The 15,453-nt window shown below is 65.0% G+C and carries 18 protein-coding genes and 1 pseudogene; 4 read left to right on the top strand and 15 right to left on the bottom strand.

Annotated elements, in window-relative coordinates:
- Positions 1–69: 69 nt before the first annotated feature.
- Positions 70–552 (bottom strand): rRNA maturation RNase YbeY, encoded by a 483-nt coding sequence (gene ybeY, locus ADAD_RS0105550; RefSeq protein ID WP_010410785.1) that lies wholly within the window; start codon positions 550–552, stop codon positions 70–72.
- 152 nt (positions 553–704) lie between these two features.
- Between ybeY and ADAD_RS0105555 the strand changes: the two genes are divergently transcribed.
- On the top strand, positions 705–2,159 hold the full coding sequence (locus ADAD_RS0105555) for a sensor histidine kinase (RefSeq protein ID WP_237700779.1): 1,455 nt from the start codon (positions 705–707) through the stop codon (positions 2,157–2,159).
- A gap of 12 nt (positions 2,160–2,171) precedes the next feature.
- Here ADAD_RS0105555 and ADAD_RS0105560 read toward each other — a convergent pair whose 3' ends face one another.
- Both ADAD_RS0105560 and ADAD_RS0105565 read right to left on the bottom strand, forming a co-directional pair.
- The gene (locus tag ADAD_RS0105560) at positions 2,172–2,762 is read right to left on the bottom strand and encodes a septal ring lytic transglycosylase RlpA family protein (RefSeq protein WP_010410790.1); all 591 of its coding nucleotides are present in this window, start codon (positions 2,760–2,762) and stop codon (positions 2,172–2,174) included.
- Positions 2,763–2,916: 154 nt separating this feature from the next.
- Complete coding sequence (locus ADAD_RS0105565) at positions 2,917–4,083, bottom strand: acyl-CoA dehydrogenase family protein (RefSeq protein ID WP_010410794.1); 1,167 nt, start codon at positions 4,081–4,083, stop codon at positions 2,917–2,919.
- A 302-nt stretch (positions 4,084–4,385) separates the two neighbouring features.
- Here ADAD_RS0105565 and ADAD_RS0105570 point away from each other — a divergent pair, with 302 nt between their 5' ends.
- Positions 4,386–5,288 carry an OmpA family protein gene (locus ADAD_RS0105570; RefSeq protein ID WP_010410797.1) on the top strand — a complete coding sequence of 301 codons (903 nt, stop codon included), beginning with the start codon at positions 4,386–4,388 and terminating at the stop codon, positions 5,286–5,288.
- Between the two features lie 87 nt (positions 5,289–5,375).
- Here the strand turns inward: ADAD_RS0105570 and ADAD_RS16190 are convergent.
- Positions 5,376–5,663 (bottom strand): annotated as a pseudogene (locus ADAD_RS16190) (GIY-YIG nuclease family protein).
- A gap of 48 nt (positions 5,664–5,711) precedes the next feature.
- Positions 5,712–6,668 carry a PhoH family protein gene (locus ADAD_RS0105580; protein WP_010410804.1) on the bottom strand — a complete coding sequence of 319 codons (957 nt, stop codon included), beginning with the start codon at positions 6,666–6,668 and terminating at the stop codon, positions 5,712–5,714.
- A 323-nt stretch (positions 6,669–6,991) separates the two neighbouring features.
- Here ADAD_RS0105580 and ADAD_RS0105590 point away from each other — a divergent pair, with 323 nt between their 5' ends.
- Positions 6,992–7,675 carry an RcnB family protein gene (locus ADAD_RS0105590; protein WP_010410807.1) on the top strand — a complete coding sequence of 228 codons (684 nt, stop codon included), beginning with the start codon at positions 6,992–6,994 and terminating at the stop codon, positions 7,673–7,675.
- Between the two features lie 143 nt (positions 7,676–7,818).
- A complete protein-coding gene (locus ADAD_RS16310) occupies positions 7,819–8,298 on the top strand; it encodes a hypothetical protein (RefSeq protein WP_010410810.1) in 480 nt (159 codons plus the stop codon).
- A 12-nt stretch (positions 8,299–8,310) separates the two neighbouring features.
- On the opposite strand, the gene miaB is transcribed toward ADAD_RS16310, so the two are convergent.
- The 10 genes from miaB to ADAD_RS0105645 all read right to left on the bottom strand — a co-directional run bounded on the left by miaB (position 8,311) and on the right by ADAD_RS0105645 (position 15,395).
- Positions 8,311–9,651 (bottom strand): tRNA (N6-isopentenyl adenosine(37)-C2)-methylthiotransferase MiaB, encoded by a 1,341-nt coding sequence (gene miaB / locus ADAD_RS0105600; RefSeq protein WP_010410815.1) that lies wholly within the window; start codon positions 9,649–9,651, stop codon positions 8,311–8,313.
- A gap of 53 nt (positions 9,652–9,704) precedes the next feature.
- Positions 9,705–10,295 carry a DUF1989 domain-containing protein gene (locus tag ADAD_RS0105605; RefSeq protein ID WP_010410818.1) on the bottom strand — a complete coding sequence of 197 codons (591 nt, stop codon included), beginning with the start codon at positions 10,293–10,295 and terminating at the stop codon, positions 9,705–9,707.
- Complete coding sequence (gene gntA, locus ADAD_RS0105610; protein WP_010410823.1) at positions 10,292–10,960, bottom strand: guanitoxin biosynthesis heme-dependent pre-guanitoxin N-hydroxylase GntA; 669 nt, start codon at positions 10,958–10,960, stop codon at positions 10,292–10,294. Before gntA ends, ADAD_RS0105605 begins: the two co-directional genes overlap by 4 nt.
- 69 nt (positions 10,961–11,029) lie before the next feature.
- Positions 11,030–11,938 carry a lysophospholipid acyltransferase family protein gene (locus ADAD_RS15600; RefSeq protein ID WP_010410825.1) on the bottom strand — a complete coding sequence of 303 codons (909 nt, stop codon included), beginning with the start codon at positions 11,936–11,938 and terminating at the stop codon, positions 11,030–11,032.
- Positions 11,910–12,332 carry a Fur family transcriptional regulator gene (locus ADAD_RS0105620; RefSeq protein WP_010410827.1) on the bottom strand — a complete coding sequence of 141 codons (423 nt, stop codon included), beginning with the start codon at positions 12,330–12,332 and terminating at the stop codon, positions 11,910–11,912. The genes ADAD_RS15600 and ADAD_RS0105620 overlap by 29 nt, the downstream gene beginning before the upstream one ends.
- 99 nt (positions 12,333–12,431) lie before the next feature.
- A complete protein-coding gene (locus tag ADAD_RS0105625; RefSeq protein WP_010410830.1) occupies positions 12,432–12,875 on the bottom strand; it encodes a MucR family transcriptional regulator in 444 nt (147 codons plus the stop codon).
- 135 nt (positions 12,876–13,010) lie between these two features.
- Positions 13,011–13,478, bottom strand: coding sequence for a GNAT family N-acetyltransferase (locus ADAD_RS0105630; RefSeq protein ID WP_010410833.1), 468 nt, complete (start codon positions 13,476–13,478; stop codon positions 13,011–13,013).
- The gene (tsaB, locus tag ADAD_RS0105635) at positions 13,475–14,098 is read right to left on the bottom strand and encodes a tRNA (adenosine(37)-N6)-threonylcarbamoyltransferase complex dimerization subunit type 1 TsaB (protein WP_443101000.1); all 624 of its coding nucleotides are present in this window, start codon (positions 14,096–14,098) and stop codon (positions 13,475–13,477) included. Before tsaB ends, ADAD_RS0105630 begins: the two co-directional genes overlap by 4 nt.
- 57 nt (positions 14,099–14,155) lie before the next feature.
- Positions 14,156–14,764: a malonic semialdehyde reductase gene (locus ADAD_RS0105640; RefSeq protein WP_010410840.1), complete on the bottom strand. Its 609-nt coding sequence runs from the start codon at positions 14,762–14,764 to the stop codon at positions 14,156–14,158.
- Between the two features lie 52 nt (positions 14,765–14,816).
- Positions 14,817–15,395, bottom strand: a complete 579-nt coding sequence (locus ADAD_RS0105645; protein ID WP_010410843.1) for a NifU family protein — start codon at positions 15,393–15,395, stop codon at positions 14,817–14,819.
- Positions 15,396–15,453: the final 58 nt, after the last annotated feature.

Raw genomic sequence — 15,453 nt, forward strand, 5'->3', positions numbered from 1 at the left:
GCGTCTACTGTCCGCGTCTCCCGCGGCCGAATCACTTTCGGGCATGGCCCTGTGCTGCACTCCTGTTGCCTAGCGATCCCCATATGGGTCGGCGATGCCCAGCTGTGCAAGCGCCTTCACCTCCAGCGCCTCCATTTCCTCGGCATCGTGTGGCGAGATTTCATGATCGCGCCCGGCGAGATGGAGCAGGCCGTGGATCACCAGATGGCTGGCATGCTCGTGCAGCGAGCGGCCCTTTTCACCCGCCTCTCGCGCGCATGTTTCGTGCGCGAGCGCAATGTCGCCCAGCAGTACGGGCGCGCCTTCGGGCGCAAGCTCCAGCAGTTCGGCGCGCTCCAGCATGGGGAAGGAAAGCACGTTGGTAGGCTTGTCCTTCTCGCGCCAGCCCTTGTTGAGCTCGTGAACTTCCGCGTCGCTGGTGAACAGGATGCTGGTCTCCAGACGCGCGTTGGCCAGCGCCGGTTCGACCGAGGCCGCGGCCCGCGCAGCCTCGCTCGCCAGTTCGGGCCAGTCCTGCCCCGGCCAGCCTTCAACGTCGATTTCAAGTCGCATGTCGTCCCTGTCCGCTCGCCGCAATTGGCGCCTGCCCGACGCGGGGCCGCCCCGCAAGGCCCCGGTCGCCTGCCGACATCGCGTGATGACAGGGGGCAGGGCAATGCTCTATGCACCCGCGCGGCAACCACGCCGTATCGCGAAGGCCCAACTTGAAGCTAGCTATCGCCCGTCTCGCAGAGATATCCCCCAATCCCTATGTGCTTCTGGACACGGACCTGCGGCTGGTCTGGATGAACGACGCCTATCTCAAGGCGACGATGCGCAACCGGGCGGATATTACCGGCAAGACGATGTTCGAGGCATTTCCGAGCGATCCGCAGTCGGAGAGCTACCGGCAGCTCAAGGACTCGCTCGATACCGTGCTGCAGACCGGCGAGGCCGACGAGATCGCCCTGATCCGCTACGACATCGCCCGCCCCGATGGCGGAATGGAAACACGTTACTGGAGTGCGACCCACACACCCGTGAGAGACGAGGCGGGGGCCCTCAAGTTTATCCTGCAACACACGGTCGATGTTACCGAGCTGCAGGAACTGCGTCAGCTGCGCGACGAGATGGGCGTTGTTCGCCGCGCGGGCGCGGTGCAGGCGCGCAACCGCGATCTTGCACGCGAAAGCCGGCGGCTGATGGAGTTCTTCCATCAGGCGCCCGGGTTCGTCGCCGTTCTGGCGGGACCGGACCATGTCTTCGAGATGACCAACGCCGCCTATCTGGACCTGGTGGGGATGGAGGACATCCTCGGCCAGACGGTCGAACAGGCGCTGCCCGAGGTGGCGCGCCAGGGTTTCACCGAGGTTCTCGACCGGGTCTACCGCACTGGCGAGCCCTATTTCGGTCGACGCGAACCGGTGGTGCTCGAAGCGCGCGAACGCGGCAAGGCAGAGCGCGTGCTCAACTTCATCTTCCAGCCGATCTTTGAAGCAGGGGGCGCGGTGAGCGGGATCATCGTGCAGGGCTACGACGTAACCGAGGAGATCGAGTACGAGCAGCGGCAGGCGCTGCTCATCAACGAACTCAACCACCGGGTCAAAAACACGCTGGCCGTCGTGCAGGGGCTGGCGCAGCAGACCTTCCGCAACGTGGAAGGCGCCGATGCGGCCATCGCCACCTACAAGGCGCGCCTGCAGGCCCTCGCAGCGGCGCACGGCCTGCTGACCGAATCGAGCTGGAGCCCGGCCCGGGTGCGCGATGTGCTGACGTTGACCATAGACGCCGCCTTCGGATCGTTCGAAGACCGCGTGCTGCTGGAAGGGCCGGATTTCCTTCTCTCTCCCGAAGTCGCGCTGGCACTCACCATGATCGTCCACGAACTGACCACCAACGCGCTCAAGTACGGGGCGCTGTCGAACGAGACCGGCAAGGTTTCGGTCTCATGGACGGTAGAGAAGGGGGATTGCGAGCTGGGAGAGGGGTGCGATGCCTTTACGCTGACCTGGCAGGAACGCGGCGGGCCACCGGTAGAACAGCCGAGCCGACAGGGCTTCGGCACCAAGCTCATCAATAGCGGGATTTCGTCGAGACGGGGAACGATGGTCGATATTCGCTACGAGCCGGAAGGGCTCGTCTGCGTGCTCGAAGCCAATCTCGAACCGCTCACGCGTTGAGCGGGAAGCGGCTCAGTCCAGCATCAGGGCCAGATTGACCCGGCCCGTGCCGGAGCGGATCAGGCCGATAGTGCGCGCGGCGGCGGTAGAAAGGTCGATCACGCGATTGCCGTGGAACGGCCCGCGATCGTTGATCCGCACGACCACGCTTTGCCCGTTGCGCGGATTGGTGACGCGCACCTTGCTGCCTAGCGGCAGCGTGCGGTGCGCGGCGGTCAGCTTTTGCGGATCGAACACTTCGCCGCTGGCGGTGCGATTGCCCGCCAGCTCGTTGCCGTAATAGCTGGCCTCGCCGCCGGCCATCGGGCTTTCCGAGGTGACGGGCGTTGGCTCGCCGGTCGCGCTCGGCGTGGGGCGGGGCTCGTAGGCCGTGAGCGGCTCAGCTTCGACACTGGCCTTCCCTGCGCCCAGCTTCACCACATCGGGCGAATTGCTCTCATTGGCGAACGCCCCCGCGAAGGCGGCGGTCGACACGCCGAGCGCGGCAATCCCGCCGATCAGATAGCGGCGTTGCGATTTCAGTCGCATGAAAGCGTGCAACCGCTCGCGGCGGCTGGGCATGTGGTGAGCGGAATGGTCGATGCTGTTCTGTTCTGTCCCCATACCCAATCAAGGGATGGGCAGCCGGCGATGTTCCGGGAATTTCCAGAACGCACAATTCCAAGGATCGGCGACATAATCGGTGGCTCGTGCCACGGATACTGTTATTTTATTCGTTCTTGTGCGGCGATTATTATTTCCGCAGAGATGTGAAGGCTTAGAACGACCGCGGCATCCCCAGCACATGCTCGCCGACATAGCTCAGGATCAGGTTCGAGCTGATCGGGGCGACCTGGTACAGCCGCGTTTCGCGGAACTTGCGCTCGACGTCATATTCCGCCGCGAAGCCGAAGCCGCCGAAGGTCTGCATGCAGGCGTTCGCGGCCTTCCATGAGCTTTCGGCGGCGAGGTGCTTGGCCATGTTGGCTTCCGCGCCGCATGACTGGCCATCGTCGAACAGGCGGCACGCCTCGTAGCGCATCAGGTCAGCCGCGCGCACTTCCATATAGGCCTGCGCGATGGGGAACTGGACGCCCTGGTTCTGGCCGATGGGGCGGTCGAACACGACGCGCTCGCTGCCATACTCCGCTGCCTTCTCGACGAACCAGTAGCCATCGCCGATGCACTCCGCCGCGATCAGCGCGCGCTCAGCGTTCAGCCCGTCGAGGATGTAGCGGAAGCCCTTGCCCTCTTCTCCGATCAGCGAGGAGGCGGGCAGCTCCAGCCCGTCGAAGAACACCTCGTTGGTCTCGTGGTTGACCATGTTGCGGATCGGGCGGATTTCCATGCCCTTGCCGATGGCCGCGTGCAGATCGACGAGGAAGATCGAGAGCCCGTCGGACTTGCGCTTTACCTCATCGCGCGGGGTGGTGCGGGCGAGCAGGATCATCAGGTCCGAATGCTGGATGCGGCTGATCCACACTTTCTGGCCGTCCACCACGTAGCTATCGCCCTTGCGCACCGCGCGGGTCTTCAGATCGGTGGTGTTGGTGCCGGTGGTCGGCTCGGTCACCGCCATGCTCTGCAGCCGCAGTGCGCCGCTGGCGATCTCGGGCAGGAACTTCGCCTTCTGCTCCTCGCTGCCGTGCCGCAGCAGCGTGTTCATATTGTACATCTGCCCGTGGCACGCGCCCGAATTGCCGCCCGCCCGGTTGATCTCCTCCATGATGATGCTGGCTTCGGTCAGGCCCAGCCCCGCGCCGCCGTATCCTTCAGGGATCAGCGCGGCCATCCAGCCTTCCCTGGTCAGCGCCTCGACGAACTCCTCGGGGTATTCGCGTGCGTCGTCCTTTTCGCGGAAATAGGCATCGCCGAAGCCGCGCACCAGCGCGCGCACCGCGTCGCGGATTTCGGGATGGTCGTTCCGGGCAGCGGGAATGGGCACGCGCGAATTCCTCCAGATTGGCTTGGTGGTCGGGGATAGGCGGCGAAGACCTCTCCCGCCAAGAGCTATCGCATCCGCTCGGCCCAACGCCGTGCTGCACCGAGTTGTCGTGATTTGCGGCTCCCGGACCATTCGATCGGGAACGCCGTGTAGGGGCCGTCATTGGGTTGGCTCGTCAGTCGAACGTTCGTCACCGCACTGAACTGACGGGGGCTTCACATGCCGGTCTCTTCGACGAGGCGACCGGACCAAACCTTGCCCGCCGGGTTCGGCGGCGGGGCCAAATCGATGGAGTCGAGACGATGAAAACCATTTCCAACACCACCAAGGCGGCCTTCGTCTGCGGAATCGCCGCGCTCGCCCTGCCGGCAAGCCTGTCCGCGCAGGAGCAGTGGGGCGAGGCCTCTACCGAAACCACAGCCGAGAACACGCTGACAGTGACCGGCACGATCCCGGCCGATATCTCCGAGCTTCCCGAAGGGCCCGAGATCGACGGCTTCATCTCGGCGCAGGGGGAAGACCGCATCCAGATCACGTCCGAGGACGGATCGCAGACGGTGGTGTTCGTGGGCGATGCAACCGAGATCAAGTCGCGCGGCGGGTTTCTGGGCCTGGGCCGCACCACGCTGGATGACGAGCAGCTCTTCAACGGCGTGCCCGTTTCCGTGCGCACCGTGCAGTGGGCCCAGGGGCTGATCGCCCAGCGGATCAGCATGAAGGAAAGCGACCTGAAGACCGCCGCGATGATCCAGCGCGGAACCGAGCAGGGCTTCGCTGAACAGACCGCCGCGACTGAAGCGCTGCGCGGGCGTGTGGCCGATATCGACAATTACAACGTCAAGGGCACGACCAACGTCTATTTCGACACTGGCGAGTACACGCTGTCGGGTCAGGCGCAGGCCGAGCTGTGCAGCGCCGCCGCGCAGGCGGACCAGATGGACAACGCCCTACTGCTGGTGGTCGGCTACACCGACTCGACCGGCAGCTACGAGATCAACCAGGAGCTGAGCGAGAAGCGCGCCGAGCGGGTGGTCAACTATCTGCAGCAGCAGTGCGGCTGGAAGCCGTATCGGATGCTGACGCCCACCGGCATGGCGCAGGCCGACCCTGTGGCGGACAACAGCACCGACTACGGCAAGCAGCAGAACCGCCGCGTTGCGGTGAACATCCTCGTCAGCAAGGCTGTCGACGGGATGGGCGGCTAACTGACGAAGGGGGCGGGCTGAAAGGTCCGCCCCTTTTGTTTTCCTTCGTCATCCCCGCGAAGGCGGGGATCCCGCTTCCCTTCCGCCTCACAGAATATCCGAATACCGGTCGAGCCAATCCGGGTTCTGCTCCTCGATCAGACGGATCTTCCATTCGCGCCGCCATTTCTTCATCGCTTTCTAGCGTGCGATGGCGTCTTCGATCCGCTCGTGGTGGGCGGCGTACACGAGGCGATTGAGGCCGTACCGATTTACGAAATCCGAGCCTTCGCCCGTCCGGTGCTGGTGAATGCGCGCTGCGAGGTCAGCAGTGACGCCGATGTAGATTGTCCCGCGATAGCGGTCGGCCATGATGTAGACCCAACCGCCCTTCATTCAATTAAGCGGGACCCCCGCCTTCGCGGGAGTGACGAGGGAAAATTCTCACTCCCTCGTTCCCTCATACGCATCGACGATCCGCCCCACGATCGGGTGGCGTACCACGTCGGCGCTGGTGAAGCGGATCGTGCCGAAGCCTTCGACGCCTTCCAGCTTCTCGACCGCGTCGGCGAGGCCGCTCATGCGGTCGCCGCCGGGGATGTCGACCTGCCGGGGGTCGCCTGCGATCACCATCCGGCTGTTCTGGCCGAAGCGGGTGAGGAACATCTTCATCTGTTCGCGCGTGGTGTTCTGCGCCTCGTCGAGGATCACGAAGGCATCCGCCAGCGTGCGCCCGCGCATGAAGGCGATGGGCGCGATCTCGATCACGCCGCTGGCGATGTGCCGTTCCACCTGCTCGGGCGGCATGCAGTCGTACAGCGCGTCGTAGAGCGGGCGCAGGAAGGGATCGACCTTCTCCTTCATGTCGCCGGGCAGGAAGCCGATCTTCTCGCCCGCTTCCACCGCCGGGCGGCTGAGGATCAGGCGCTGCACGCTGCCGCTGATCAGCTGGCTGACCGCCTGTGCCACCGCGAGGTAGGTCTTGCCGGTACCCGCCGGCCCCAGCGCGAAGATGATGTCGTCCCGGCTGAGCGAGCGCATGTAGTGCGCCTGCACCGCGCTGCGCGGCACGATCGTCTTGCGGCGCGTGCGGATCATGATCGGCGGCGCGCCATCCTCGCCCGCCTGCTGGCCCTTGATGATCCCGTCGAGCGTGGGCTCGTTGGTCATCGCGATGATCGCCTCGATCGCGCCTTCGTCCAGATCCTGACCCAGCGCCAGCTTGTCGTACATTGCCTGCAGAACGTCGCGGGCACGTGCGACCGAATCTTCCGGCCCCTCGATCATCACCTTGTCGCCGCGGGCGGAGATGAACACCGACAGGCGGTTTTCCACCTGCACCAGATTGGCATCGAACTGGCCGAACAGGGGCACCAGCAGCGACTGGTTCTCGAACTCCATATCCACCTTGGCGCGGCGATGTTCACGCTGCGGGTGCGGTGGGGGGGAGAGGCGCGGCTCTCCGGCGCGGGTTGGTCTGCGGCCCATGCGTCTCCTTGGCAAAAAGGCGGTTGCGAGTCGTGAATGTAGGCTGCGGGTAGGGGGAGGCAAGCGCTCCGGCCCTTCGGCACGGTGGAAAGTCACCTCACTGTCACGCATCGGTCGCGTTACAATCCGCGACACATTTTTTCCTCGATGAACGCAATGGTGCGCCAAGCGTTCATGTTGAGCGTTATATTTCTGAACACGTGCTCGATCGCGGGCATTCTTCAGGAGTGATCGTAATGCGTAATCTTGTGATCCTGGCGGTAAGCGCAGGGCTTGTCCTGCCGACCGCCGCCAGCGCACAGCGTGGACCGGAAAACCGCCAGCAGGTTCGTGCAGAGGCCCGTGCCGATGCTGGAGGCGACCCCTATCAGAAGACGTGGGACAACCGCCGTGCCGCGCGCGAGGCATACCAGCAGCAACAGCAGCGCGAAGCCCGGCAGGACCGGCGGGGCGACCGCCGCGAGACGCGGCAGGACCGGCGCGAGGATCGCCGCGAGGACCGGCAGGATCGCCGCGAAGACCGGCGTGAGACTCGGCAGGACCAGCGCGACTATCGCCAGGATCGCCGCGAGGCCCGGCGCGACTACCGTCAGGATCGCCGGGAGGATCGTCGCGATTACCGGCAGGCCCGCCGCCAGAACTATCGGGACTGGCGCGCCTATCGGCAGGCAGAACGGCATGCTTTCCGCCGGGGTGCCTATGTCGCGCCGCGCGGCTACTATTACCGGCCGCTGCGCGTGGGCAACTTCCTGCGGGCGAACGTCTTCTGGGGCCAGCGCTACTGGATCGATCCCTATGACTACTACCTGCCCACGCCGCGCTACGGCTATCAGCGGTGGATCCGCTACGGCAACGACGTACTGCTGATCGATACGCGCAACGGCCGCGTGATGGTGGTGTACGACAACTTCTTCTGGTGATTGCGCCCGCATTGGCGGGCTGGTCATCCGGCGCAGCAGCAGGCGCCCGGCTCCGGTGGGGGAGCCGGGCGTCGGCGCGTTTGCACACCGCCCGGGACTCTCGAACGCGTGACAATCGCGGGGAAAGACGGTAAAATCCCGGCATGCGGAAACTTGCTTTCCTGTTCCTTGCAGCCGCGTCCTTCGCCCCTCCCGAGGAGGAAGAGCGCGGTCCCGAACTGCAGGCGGCGATTACGTGGATCGATGAGACCTACGGGCCGCTTGCTGCGGCTCCGGAAAGGTTCGGCGAAGTCGATCTCGATGGCGATGGCTCGGTCGAAGTGCTCGCCTACGTGCGGTCTCCGGAGACCTGCGGCAGCGGCGGCTGCACGCTGATGGTGTTCGATATGGTGGGCGGCGAACTCCTGCAGGTCGGACGTATTCCGGCCACGCGCCTGCCGGTCAGCATCTATCCCGAGCGCTCCGGCGGTTTCCACGATCTCGGCGTGACGACCGCCGGCGGTGGCTACCGCCCCTCGGTTCGTCGCATCCCCTTCGCGGGCGGCTCCTATGCGGACAGCGCTTGGGGCGACACGACCCGCGCGGAAAGGGCGCATGGCACCATCGTCATCCCGGCGCAGTAAGGCCTGCGCAGGTCAGGCGAGGGCGGGCTGGCGCAGCGGAGTGCCGCGCAAGGAGTTGGGCCCGGCGTCTTCCAGTCTGACCTGCACCAGATCGCCGATGCTTATGTCCGCGCCTTCGAAGAATACCGATTGCAGCCAGGGCGATTTGCCCAGCCACTGACCCGGCAGCTTGCCCTTGCGCTCGACCAGAACTTCGCAGGCGCGACCGACACTCGCCTGATTGAAGGCGTGCTGGTCGCGGTTGAGGCGATCCTGCAGCCGGGCGAGCCGGTCCTTCATGACCTCGGCGGGCACCTGTCCGTCCATGCCAGCCGCAGGCGTTCCGGGGCGGGGCGAATATTTGAAGCTGAACGCCTGCGCGTAGGCCACCTCGTCGACGAGCTTGAGCGTATCCTCGAACTCGGCCTCGGTCTCGCCCGGGAAGCCAACGATGAAATCGCCGCTCAGCGCCAGATCGGGCCGCGCGGCGCGGAAGCGTTCGAGCAGCTGCAGATAGCTTTCGACCGTGTGGCTGCGGTTCATCGCCTTGAGCACGCGGTTGTTGCCCGCCTGCACCGGCAGGTGGAGATAGGGCATCAGCTTGTCGAGCTCGCCATGCGCGGCGATGATGTCCTCATCCATGTCCGCCGGGTGGCTGGTGGTGTAGCGGATGCGCGCGAGGCCATCGATCTTGGCGAGCTCGCGGACCAGCCCGGCGAGCCCGGTGTGATGGCCCTTCGCGTCCTCGCCACTCCATGCGGAAACGTTCTGGCCCAGCAGCGTCAGCTCGCGCGCGCCGCCTTCGACAAGCCTGTGCGCCTCGGCGACCAGTTCGGCGAAGGGCCGGCTGATCTCCGCGCCGCGCGTATAGGGCACCACGCAATAGGTGCAGAACTTGTCGCACCCTTCCTGGATGGTGAGAAACGCGGCCGGGGGCGCGGTGCGCCGCTGCGGCAGGCCTGCGAACTTCGCCTCGGCGGCAAGGTCCATCTCTGTCGTGCGCTGGCCCGAGACCGCGCGTTCGAGCATCGCGGGCAGGTTCTGATACGCTTGGGGGCCGACCACCATGGAGACGGCGGGCGCGCGCGCCATGATCTCCTCGCCCTCTGCCTGCGCGACGCAACCCGCGACCGCGATCAGCGGGCTGGAGCCGTCCTCGCGCCGCAAGCGACCGATGTCGGAGTAAACCTTCTCGGTTGCCTTCTCGCGGATATGGCAGGTGTTGAGGACCACCAGATCCGCCTCCTCGCCCTCGGGCGCAGGCACGATGCCCTGCGCGGCAAGCAGCTCGCCCATGCGCTCGCCATCATAGACGTTCATCTGGCAGCCGAAGCTCTTGACCCGGTAGGTCCTGGGAGGAGTCGTGGGTTTCATGGAAGCGGCGCGTTTAATGCATTGCGCCGAGCGCTTCAATCGTCCGGTGCCGCCTACGCCTCGATCCGGTAGTGGATCGGCTTGAAGCTGCCGCCGTTCGAGGCATAGGCCGAACAGGCTGTCAGCCCGATGACGAGGTCCATCTTCGCGCGGAAGCGGACCGCCTCGCCCGGCTGGCTGGCGGGTGGATCGACCGATAGCCTGCCCGTGCCGCCGTCGACCGGCACATTCATGAACACGTTGAACGCGGTGGGGATCGCATCGCGCTCGATCCCGTAGGGGGCCAGTGCTTCAGCCAGATTGCCCATGCATCCGCGATGCACCGGCTTGTCCGGGTAGAAGTGGCGGAAGGTATCCTCGCTGCACGGGGTCAGAAGGTAATCGTGCTGGCCGAGGCTGTCCTCCTCGATCTCCAGCATCACGTTCGACCGGTTCGACCACAGGCGATTGCCTGCCGTGAGGTGTATCGTCTCCTCGTAATCGAAGGTGCGGCCATTCGACATGACCTCGCGCACGTCGTCGCGCGCGTAGGCGACCATGTCGGACACCTGGGTGCCCTGTGGATCGATAACGGTGAAGGCCTGTCCGGCCTCCACTACGAAGGCGGTGCCGCTGCGCGGGGGGATTTCGATCGTCTCGCTCACAGGCCCCTCCTGAATGGGCACGCCCAGTCTTCTTCTACCGCACGGCCGCTATACTGCCGCGCCTCGCTGCTCTCACCATGACGCGCGAGCATGGGATTGATATCCCCCGCAAGCGATTTGTCGCGGTCGAGAATGCGCTGCCGCATCTTCTCGTAAACGCCGCTCTCGCGCAGCCATTCGAACTGTTCGTGCAGGTTGAACACCAGCGAGGGGCGGGGGAAGCGCCGGGCCGGACGCGAGGCATTGGGGTGCAGCCCGACCACGAAGAACGCCCGGCCGCCGAAGCTGAGCGAGAAATCGGGCTCTGCCGGATTGCTGCTGACGGAGGGATCGGGGCGTTGCGATAGCCATACATCCTTGTCCGCCAGCGATTGCAGCCGTTCCCACATCGCCTCTTCGAAGGCCTTTTCGTCCAGATCGAGCGGCCTGTCGAAGATCACGACGAGGCTGCGAAGCTCGTCGGGCGGCAAGTCGCGCTTGGCCCAGGCCATCAGCGCTTCGTGAATCTTGATGTCGTTCCAGGCACTGGTGAGATCGCGGGCAAGCACGAATTCCATATTGCCGGTCGCCAGCGCCGACTTGGCCCCCACACAGGGAAAGTCCGGCCCCCGGATCACGTTCTCGAACTGCTCGACGCGCGGGTCGGTAAGCGTATTGGCATCCATGGTCGTGGAACATGGCCACCGGAGAACCGGGCCCGAAATCAACCTTTAGTGAGATTCGCGCGTCAGCGCTCACTCCACCGGTGGCAGTTTCGCCTTGCTGTAGCGGATCGGCGCCACGTCGTGGTCGAAGGGGCGCAGTTCGTGGCCCATCTCGCGCACCAGCGTTTCCTCGATGCGCTTGCGTGCCTCGTTGGAGACGGCCTTGCGCCCGCGGTGTTCAGCGGGGCTGAAGGGTTCGAGGAAATGGACGGCCAGCGGAAAGCTGCCGGGGCGCGCCATGACGCGCTTGAAATTGTTGAGCCCGCCTTCCTCGCCGATCCAGCCGATCCATTCGGCAACCTTGCCGTAATCGAGCACCACCGGCTGGACGAGCACGCCCGGCGGCGGCGGTTCGAGCACGCTGAGCATCGAGGATTTGAACGGCAGCAGCGAATGCCCGTCGGTGGTGGTGCCTTCGGGGAAGACGGTGACGGACCAGTTGTCCATCAGCGCCTCGCGCAGGGCGTTGATCTGGTCCGCCACGCGCAAGCGGTCCTCACGCTGGACGAAGACCGTGCGGTTCAGGCCCGCCAGCCAGCCGACCAGCGGCGAACTCGCCAGTTCCGCCTTGGCGACGAAGGCTGTGCCGCTGGCACCTGCCAGCGCAAGGATATCGACCCAGCTGACATGGTTGGCGATGAAGAAGACGTCGCGCCGCAGGGGCGTGCCATGCCGTTGGACCCGCGCGCCCACGACCCAGGTCGCATAGGCGAGAAACCACTTGGGGAAGGGGGATCCGTAACTGACGACCCGGTATACGTAGTGGCACGGAACGATCAGCAGCAGGCCGAGCGCCAGCGCCAGCGTGCGCGTCCACAGCCGGACCCAGCCAAGCAGGGATATGGAGGTTTTCTCGCCCCGTGCGGCAGCCTGGCGCGTCTCCCACTCGGGCCCGAAATCCCGGGGTGGCTCAGTTTTCGCGTTCGAGGCGGACGCCATAGAGTTCCATCCGGTGATCGACGAGGCGATAGCCCAGCTTTTCGGCGATCTGCTTCTGCAGGGCTTCCAGTTCCGGGTCGACGAATTCGACGACCTTGCCGGTTTCCACGTCGATCAGGTGATCGTGATGCGATTCGGGCGCGGGCTCGTAGCGCGAGCGGCCATCGCCGAAATCGTGCCGGTCGAGCACGCCAGCCTCTTCGAACAGGCGGACCGTGCGATAGACGGTGGCGATCGAGATGCCGGAATCGATCTTCGAGGCGCGCTCGTGCAATTGCTCGACATCGGGATGGTCGTCGCTGTCCGACAGGACGCGTGCGATGACGCGGCGCTGCTCGGTGATGCGCAGGCCCTTGTCGGCACATAATTGTTCAAGATCGATTTTCTGGGGCACGGCCGACTTCCTCAAGCTTTCCCCTGTCGCATAGGACGGGCGCGCGGCCCGCTCAAGCCTTGCCGGTCGGCTCGCGCGAGCCGACCGGCGCGATGGAGCTTATTCAGCAGTCTTCTTGCGGCGACCGCGCTTCTGGTTCGGTGCGCGACCCAGGCCGATCTTCTTCGCCAGTTCGCGGCGCTTTTCGGCATAGTTGGGGGCAACCATGGGATAGTCGCTCGGCAGGTTCCAGCGCTCCCGGTATTCTTCCGGGCTCATGTCGTAATTGGTGCGAAGATAGCGCTTGAGCATCTTCAGCTTCTTCCCGTCCTCGAGACACACGAGGTAATCGGGCTTCACGGACGCACGCACAGACACGGCCGGTTCGGGACGCTCTTCTTCCTGCTCGGTCGCGCCGCTGAGGCCCGACAGCGTGGAGTAAACACTGTTTATCAGCACCGGAATATCGTCAACTTCGGCAGAGTTATTGCTGACATAAGCTTCGACGATGTTGGACGTGAACGCGATAAGCGTTTGCGTCATTTCGATTTCTTGGTCTTCCATTATTTCCTCTAGGGTTTTTCATACGCCATGCTCTGGGGGGTAGAGCCGCATACGCAAAAATCCCTGTCGCATTGATTGTCGAAATGCAATGCCTGAGCTTACGTTTTTTGTATCATTATTTGTGGTTAATTCAGCTCAGCTCTTGTCGAGGTCCAACCCGAAGGTAATCGCATCCATTCGCGCACCATCGCCGAGGCTGTAATAGTCTTTGCGCCGGCCGATCTGCCTGAACCCGACCGCTTCGTAGAGAGAGCGCGCCGGGTTGTTCTCCCGCATTTCGAGGAACAGCTTGTCCGCACCGCGTCGTCGTGCGTCGGTCGCGAGTATCGCGATCAGGCTGCGGCCCAGCCCCTTGCGCCGTTCCCGGGGGTCGACCGCGATCAGGAGGATTTCCTCTTCGCCCGGCGCGGCCCGTACTATGGCGAAGCCAACGGCTTCACCGGGAACGGTCGCCCGCGTGCCTGTCGCTGCGACCAGTGTCGGGAGCGTGTTGGCCAGCTGCAATGCGGATTCGATCTGTGGGCGGGTCCAGGCTTCGCCCCACTGCGGATCGAACGCGGCGTCCATGATCCGCATGATTGCGTCGATCGGTGTCTCGCTCATGCCCGGGCTCCCCGAGGCGAGGAAGGGGCCTTGGCATCGGGCGCACGGCCGTAGATCGGCGCGGCGTCGGGGGTCAGCTCGCTCTCCGGCAGAGTGCGGAATTCGCGCGCGTCGCTGTGCAGAGGCAGCGCACTGCCGCTGCCTGCGCGCGCCACGAAGTCTTCTGCCACGGTGCCCGCGACCAGCGCGGATGGGAAGGCGGCGACCGCATCTTGGGGCCGCAGCGATCGCGTTTCCGCGAGGGCGCGGCCATCTCCGTCGAAGCCTTGCACGAACCATTCGCCGTGCCCGCCTTCCATAGCGACCGTCACGGGAAGAACGCCTTTGCGGGCGCGTGCCATCGCGGCGACCAGCGCCATGGTGGAATAGCCGACCAGCTCTGCCTTCCATGCAAAGGCGAGGCTGCGCGCCACCGCGAGGCCGATCCGCACGCCGGTAAAGCTGCCCGGCCCGCGCGCGACCGCGATCCTCGTCGCGCGCCCGCGCTCGGGCAGGGCGGCGATCATCGGCACCAGCCGTTCGGCATGGCCGCGGCCGAGCACATGAAACTCGCCCGCGATCATCTCGCCTTCCGCAAAGAGCGCGACCGAGCACGCCGCCGTGGCGCAGTCGATCGCCAGAAACCGTTCCGCAGTTATCGTCCGCCCCCTACAAAATGCGCACGGCGCACCGCGCCATCAGGCGATGCGGTTGAACTTGTCGAAATCGGGCCGCGGGCTGCGGTCGAAGATCGAATCCTTGTCGCCATAGCCGATCGAGCAGACCCAGTCCGCGCGGTATTGTGGCTGGTCGGCGAAGAACTCTTGCGTCACACCGTCCAGGTCGACGCCCGACATGGGGCCGCAATCGAGGCCGAGCGCGCGCGCGGCGATCATCAGATAGGCGCCCTGCAGCGCCGAATTGCGCTTGGCCTGCGTGATGCGGCCTTCCACGTCGCCGGTGAACCAGCTCTTCGCGTCGGTATGCGGGAAAAGCCACGGCAGTTCTTCGTGGAAATCGATGTCGTAGCCGATGATGACGCACCAGGGCGCGGTCCTGATCTTGTCCTTGTTCGCGTCCATCGCATGCTTCGCCAACCGGTCCTTCGCATCGTCCGAACGACACCACACGAACCGGGCGGACTGCTGGTTGGCGGAGGTCGGCCCCATCTTCAGCAGATCGTAGATCTTGCGGATCTGATCTTCCGACACGTCCTTGTCGAGCCAGGCATTGTAGCTGCGCGCTTCGAGGAACAGCTGTTCGAGCGCTTCGTGCGACATCTCGTGGCCGTGAAACTGCTTGGTCATGGGCGGTGGGGCTTTCTTGCTTGTTCGGGAGGCTGGGATTTTCGCGGCCGCCTCAGGCGGCGCGTACCTCAACGACCTCGGGCACGTAATGTTTCAGCAGGCCCTCGATCCCGTGCTTGAGCGTGGCGGTGGCGGAAGGGCAGCCGTCGCACGCGCCCTGCAGGGCAAGGTGAACCACCCCGTCCCGGTAGCCGCGAAACGCGATGTCGCCTCCATCGCCCGCCACGGCGGGGCGGACCCGGGTTTCGAGCAGGTCCTTGATCTGGTCGACGATGTCGGCATCTGCCGCGTCGGTCTCCACGACCATCGTTTCTTCCGCAGGCACGGAAATGCCCGCTGCGCTGCCGCCGTGGAACAGCGGCGCTTCGGACACGAAGTGATCGAGCAGGATGGCGACCACCTGGGGCTTGAGGTCGGTCCACTGCGCGCCTTCACCCTTGGTGACGGACACGAAATCGCTGCCGAAGAACACTCCGGTCACTTCTCCGGTGTCGAACAGTGCCTGGGCAAGCGGACTCGCCTCCGCATCTTCGGGGCTGGCGAAGTCGCGCGTGCCCTGGGACATGACCTGCTGCTGCGGCAGGAACTTGAGTGTGGCGGGGTTGGGTGTGGTTTCGGTTTCTATATACATTGCACCCGCGATGTAGGGGCGTGGCGGGAACGCGGCAAGCGGTCGCTCGTCCCAATCC

This window comes from Citromicrobium sp. JLT1363, assembly GCF_000186705.1.
Taxonomy (GTDB): Bacteria; Pseudomonadota; Alphaproteobacteria; order Sphingomonadales; family Sphingomonadaceae; genus Alteriqipengyuania.

What these genes read in the sequence shown, in the direction of transcription:
- gntA (WP_010410823.1), bottom strand. Translation starts at nt 10,960, where the DNA reads ATGGATGCCAATACGCTTACCGACCCGCGCGTCGAGCAGTTCGAGAAC.
- ADAD_RS0105640 (WP_010410840.1), bottom strand. Translation starts at nt 14,764, where the DNA reads ATGACCAAGCAGTTTCACGGCCACGAGATGTCGCACGAAGCGCTCGAA.
- ADAD_RS0105570 (WP_010410797.1), top strand. Translation starts at nt 4,386, where the DNA reads ATGAAAACCATTTCCAACACCACCAAGGCGGCCTTCGTCTGCGGAATC.
- ADAD_RS16310 (WP_010410810.1), top strand. Translation starts at nt 7,819, where the DNA reads ATGCGGAAACTTGCTTTCCTGTTCCTTGCAGCCGCGTCCTTCGCCCCT.
- ADAD_RS0105560 (WP_010410790.1), bottom strand. Translation starts at nt 2,762, where the DNA reads ATGGGGACAGAACAGAACAGCATCGACCATTCCGCTCACCACATGCCC.
- ADAD_RS0105630 (WP_010410833.1), bottom strand. Translation starts at nt 13,478, where the DNA reads ATGAGCGAGACACCGATCGACGCAATCATGCGGATCATGGACGCCGCG.
- ADAD_RS15600 (WP_010410825.1), bottom strand. Translation starts at nt 11,938, where the DNA reads ATGGCGTCCGCCTCGAACGCGAAAACTGAGCCACCCCGGGATTTCGGG.
- ADAD_RS0105590 (WP_010410807.1), top strand. Translation starts at nt 6,992, where the DNA reads ATGCGTAATCTTGTGATCCTGGCGGTAAGCGCAGGGCTTGTCCTGCCG.
- ADAD_RS0105625 (WP_010410830.1), bottom strand. Translation starts at nt 12,875, where the DNA reads ATGGAAGACCAAGAAATCGAAATGACGCAAACGCTTATCGCGTTCACG.
- ADAD_RS0105645 (WP_010410843.1), bottom strand. Translation starts at nt 15,395, where the DNA reads ATGTATATAGAAACCGAAACCACACCCAACCCCGCCACACTCAAGTTC.
- miaB (WP_010410815.1), bottom strand. Translation starts at nt 9,651, where the DNA reads ATGAAACCCACGACTCCTCCCAGGACCTACCGGGTCAAGAGCTTCGGC.
- ADAD_RS0105580 (WP_010410804.1), bottom strand. Translation starts at nt 6,668, where the DNA reads ATGGAGTTCGAGAACCAGTCGCTGCTGGTGCCCCTGTTCGGCCAGTTC.
- ybeY (WP_010410785.1), bottom strand. Translation starts at nt 552, where the DNA reads ATGCGACTTGAAATCGACGTTGAAGGCTGGCCGGGGCAGGACTGGCCC.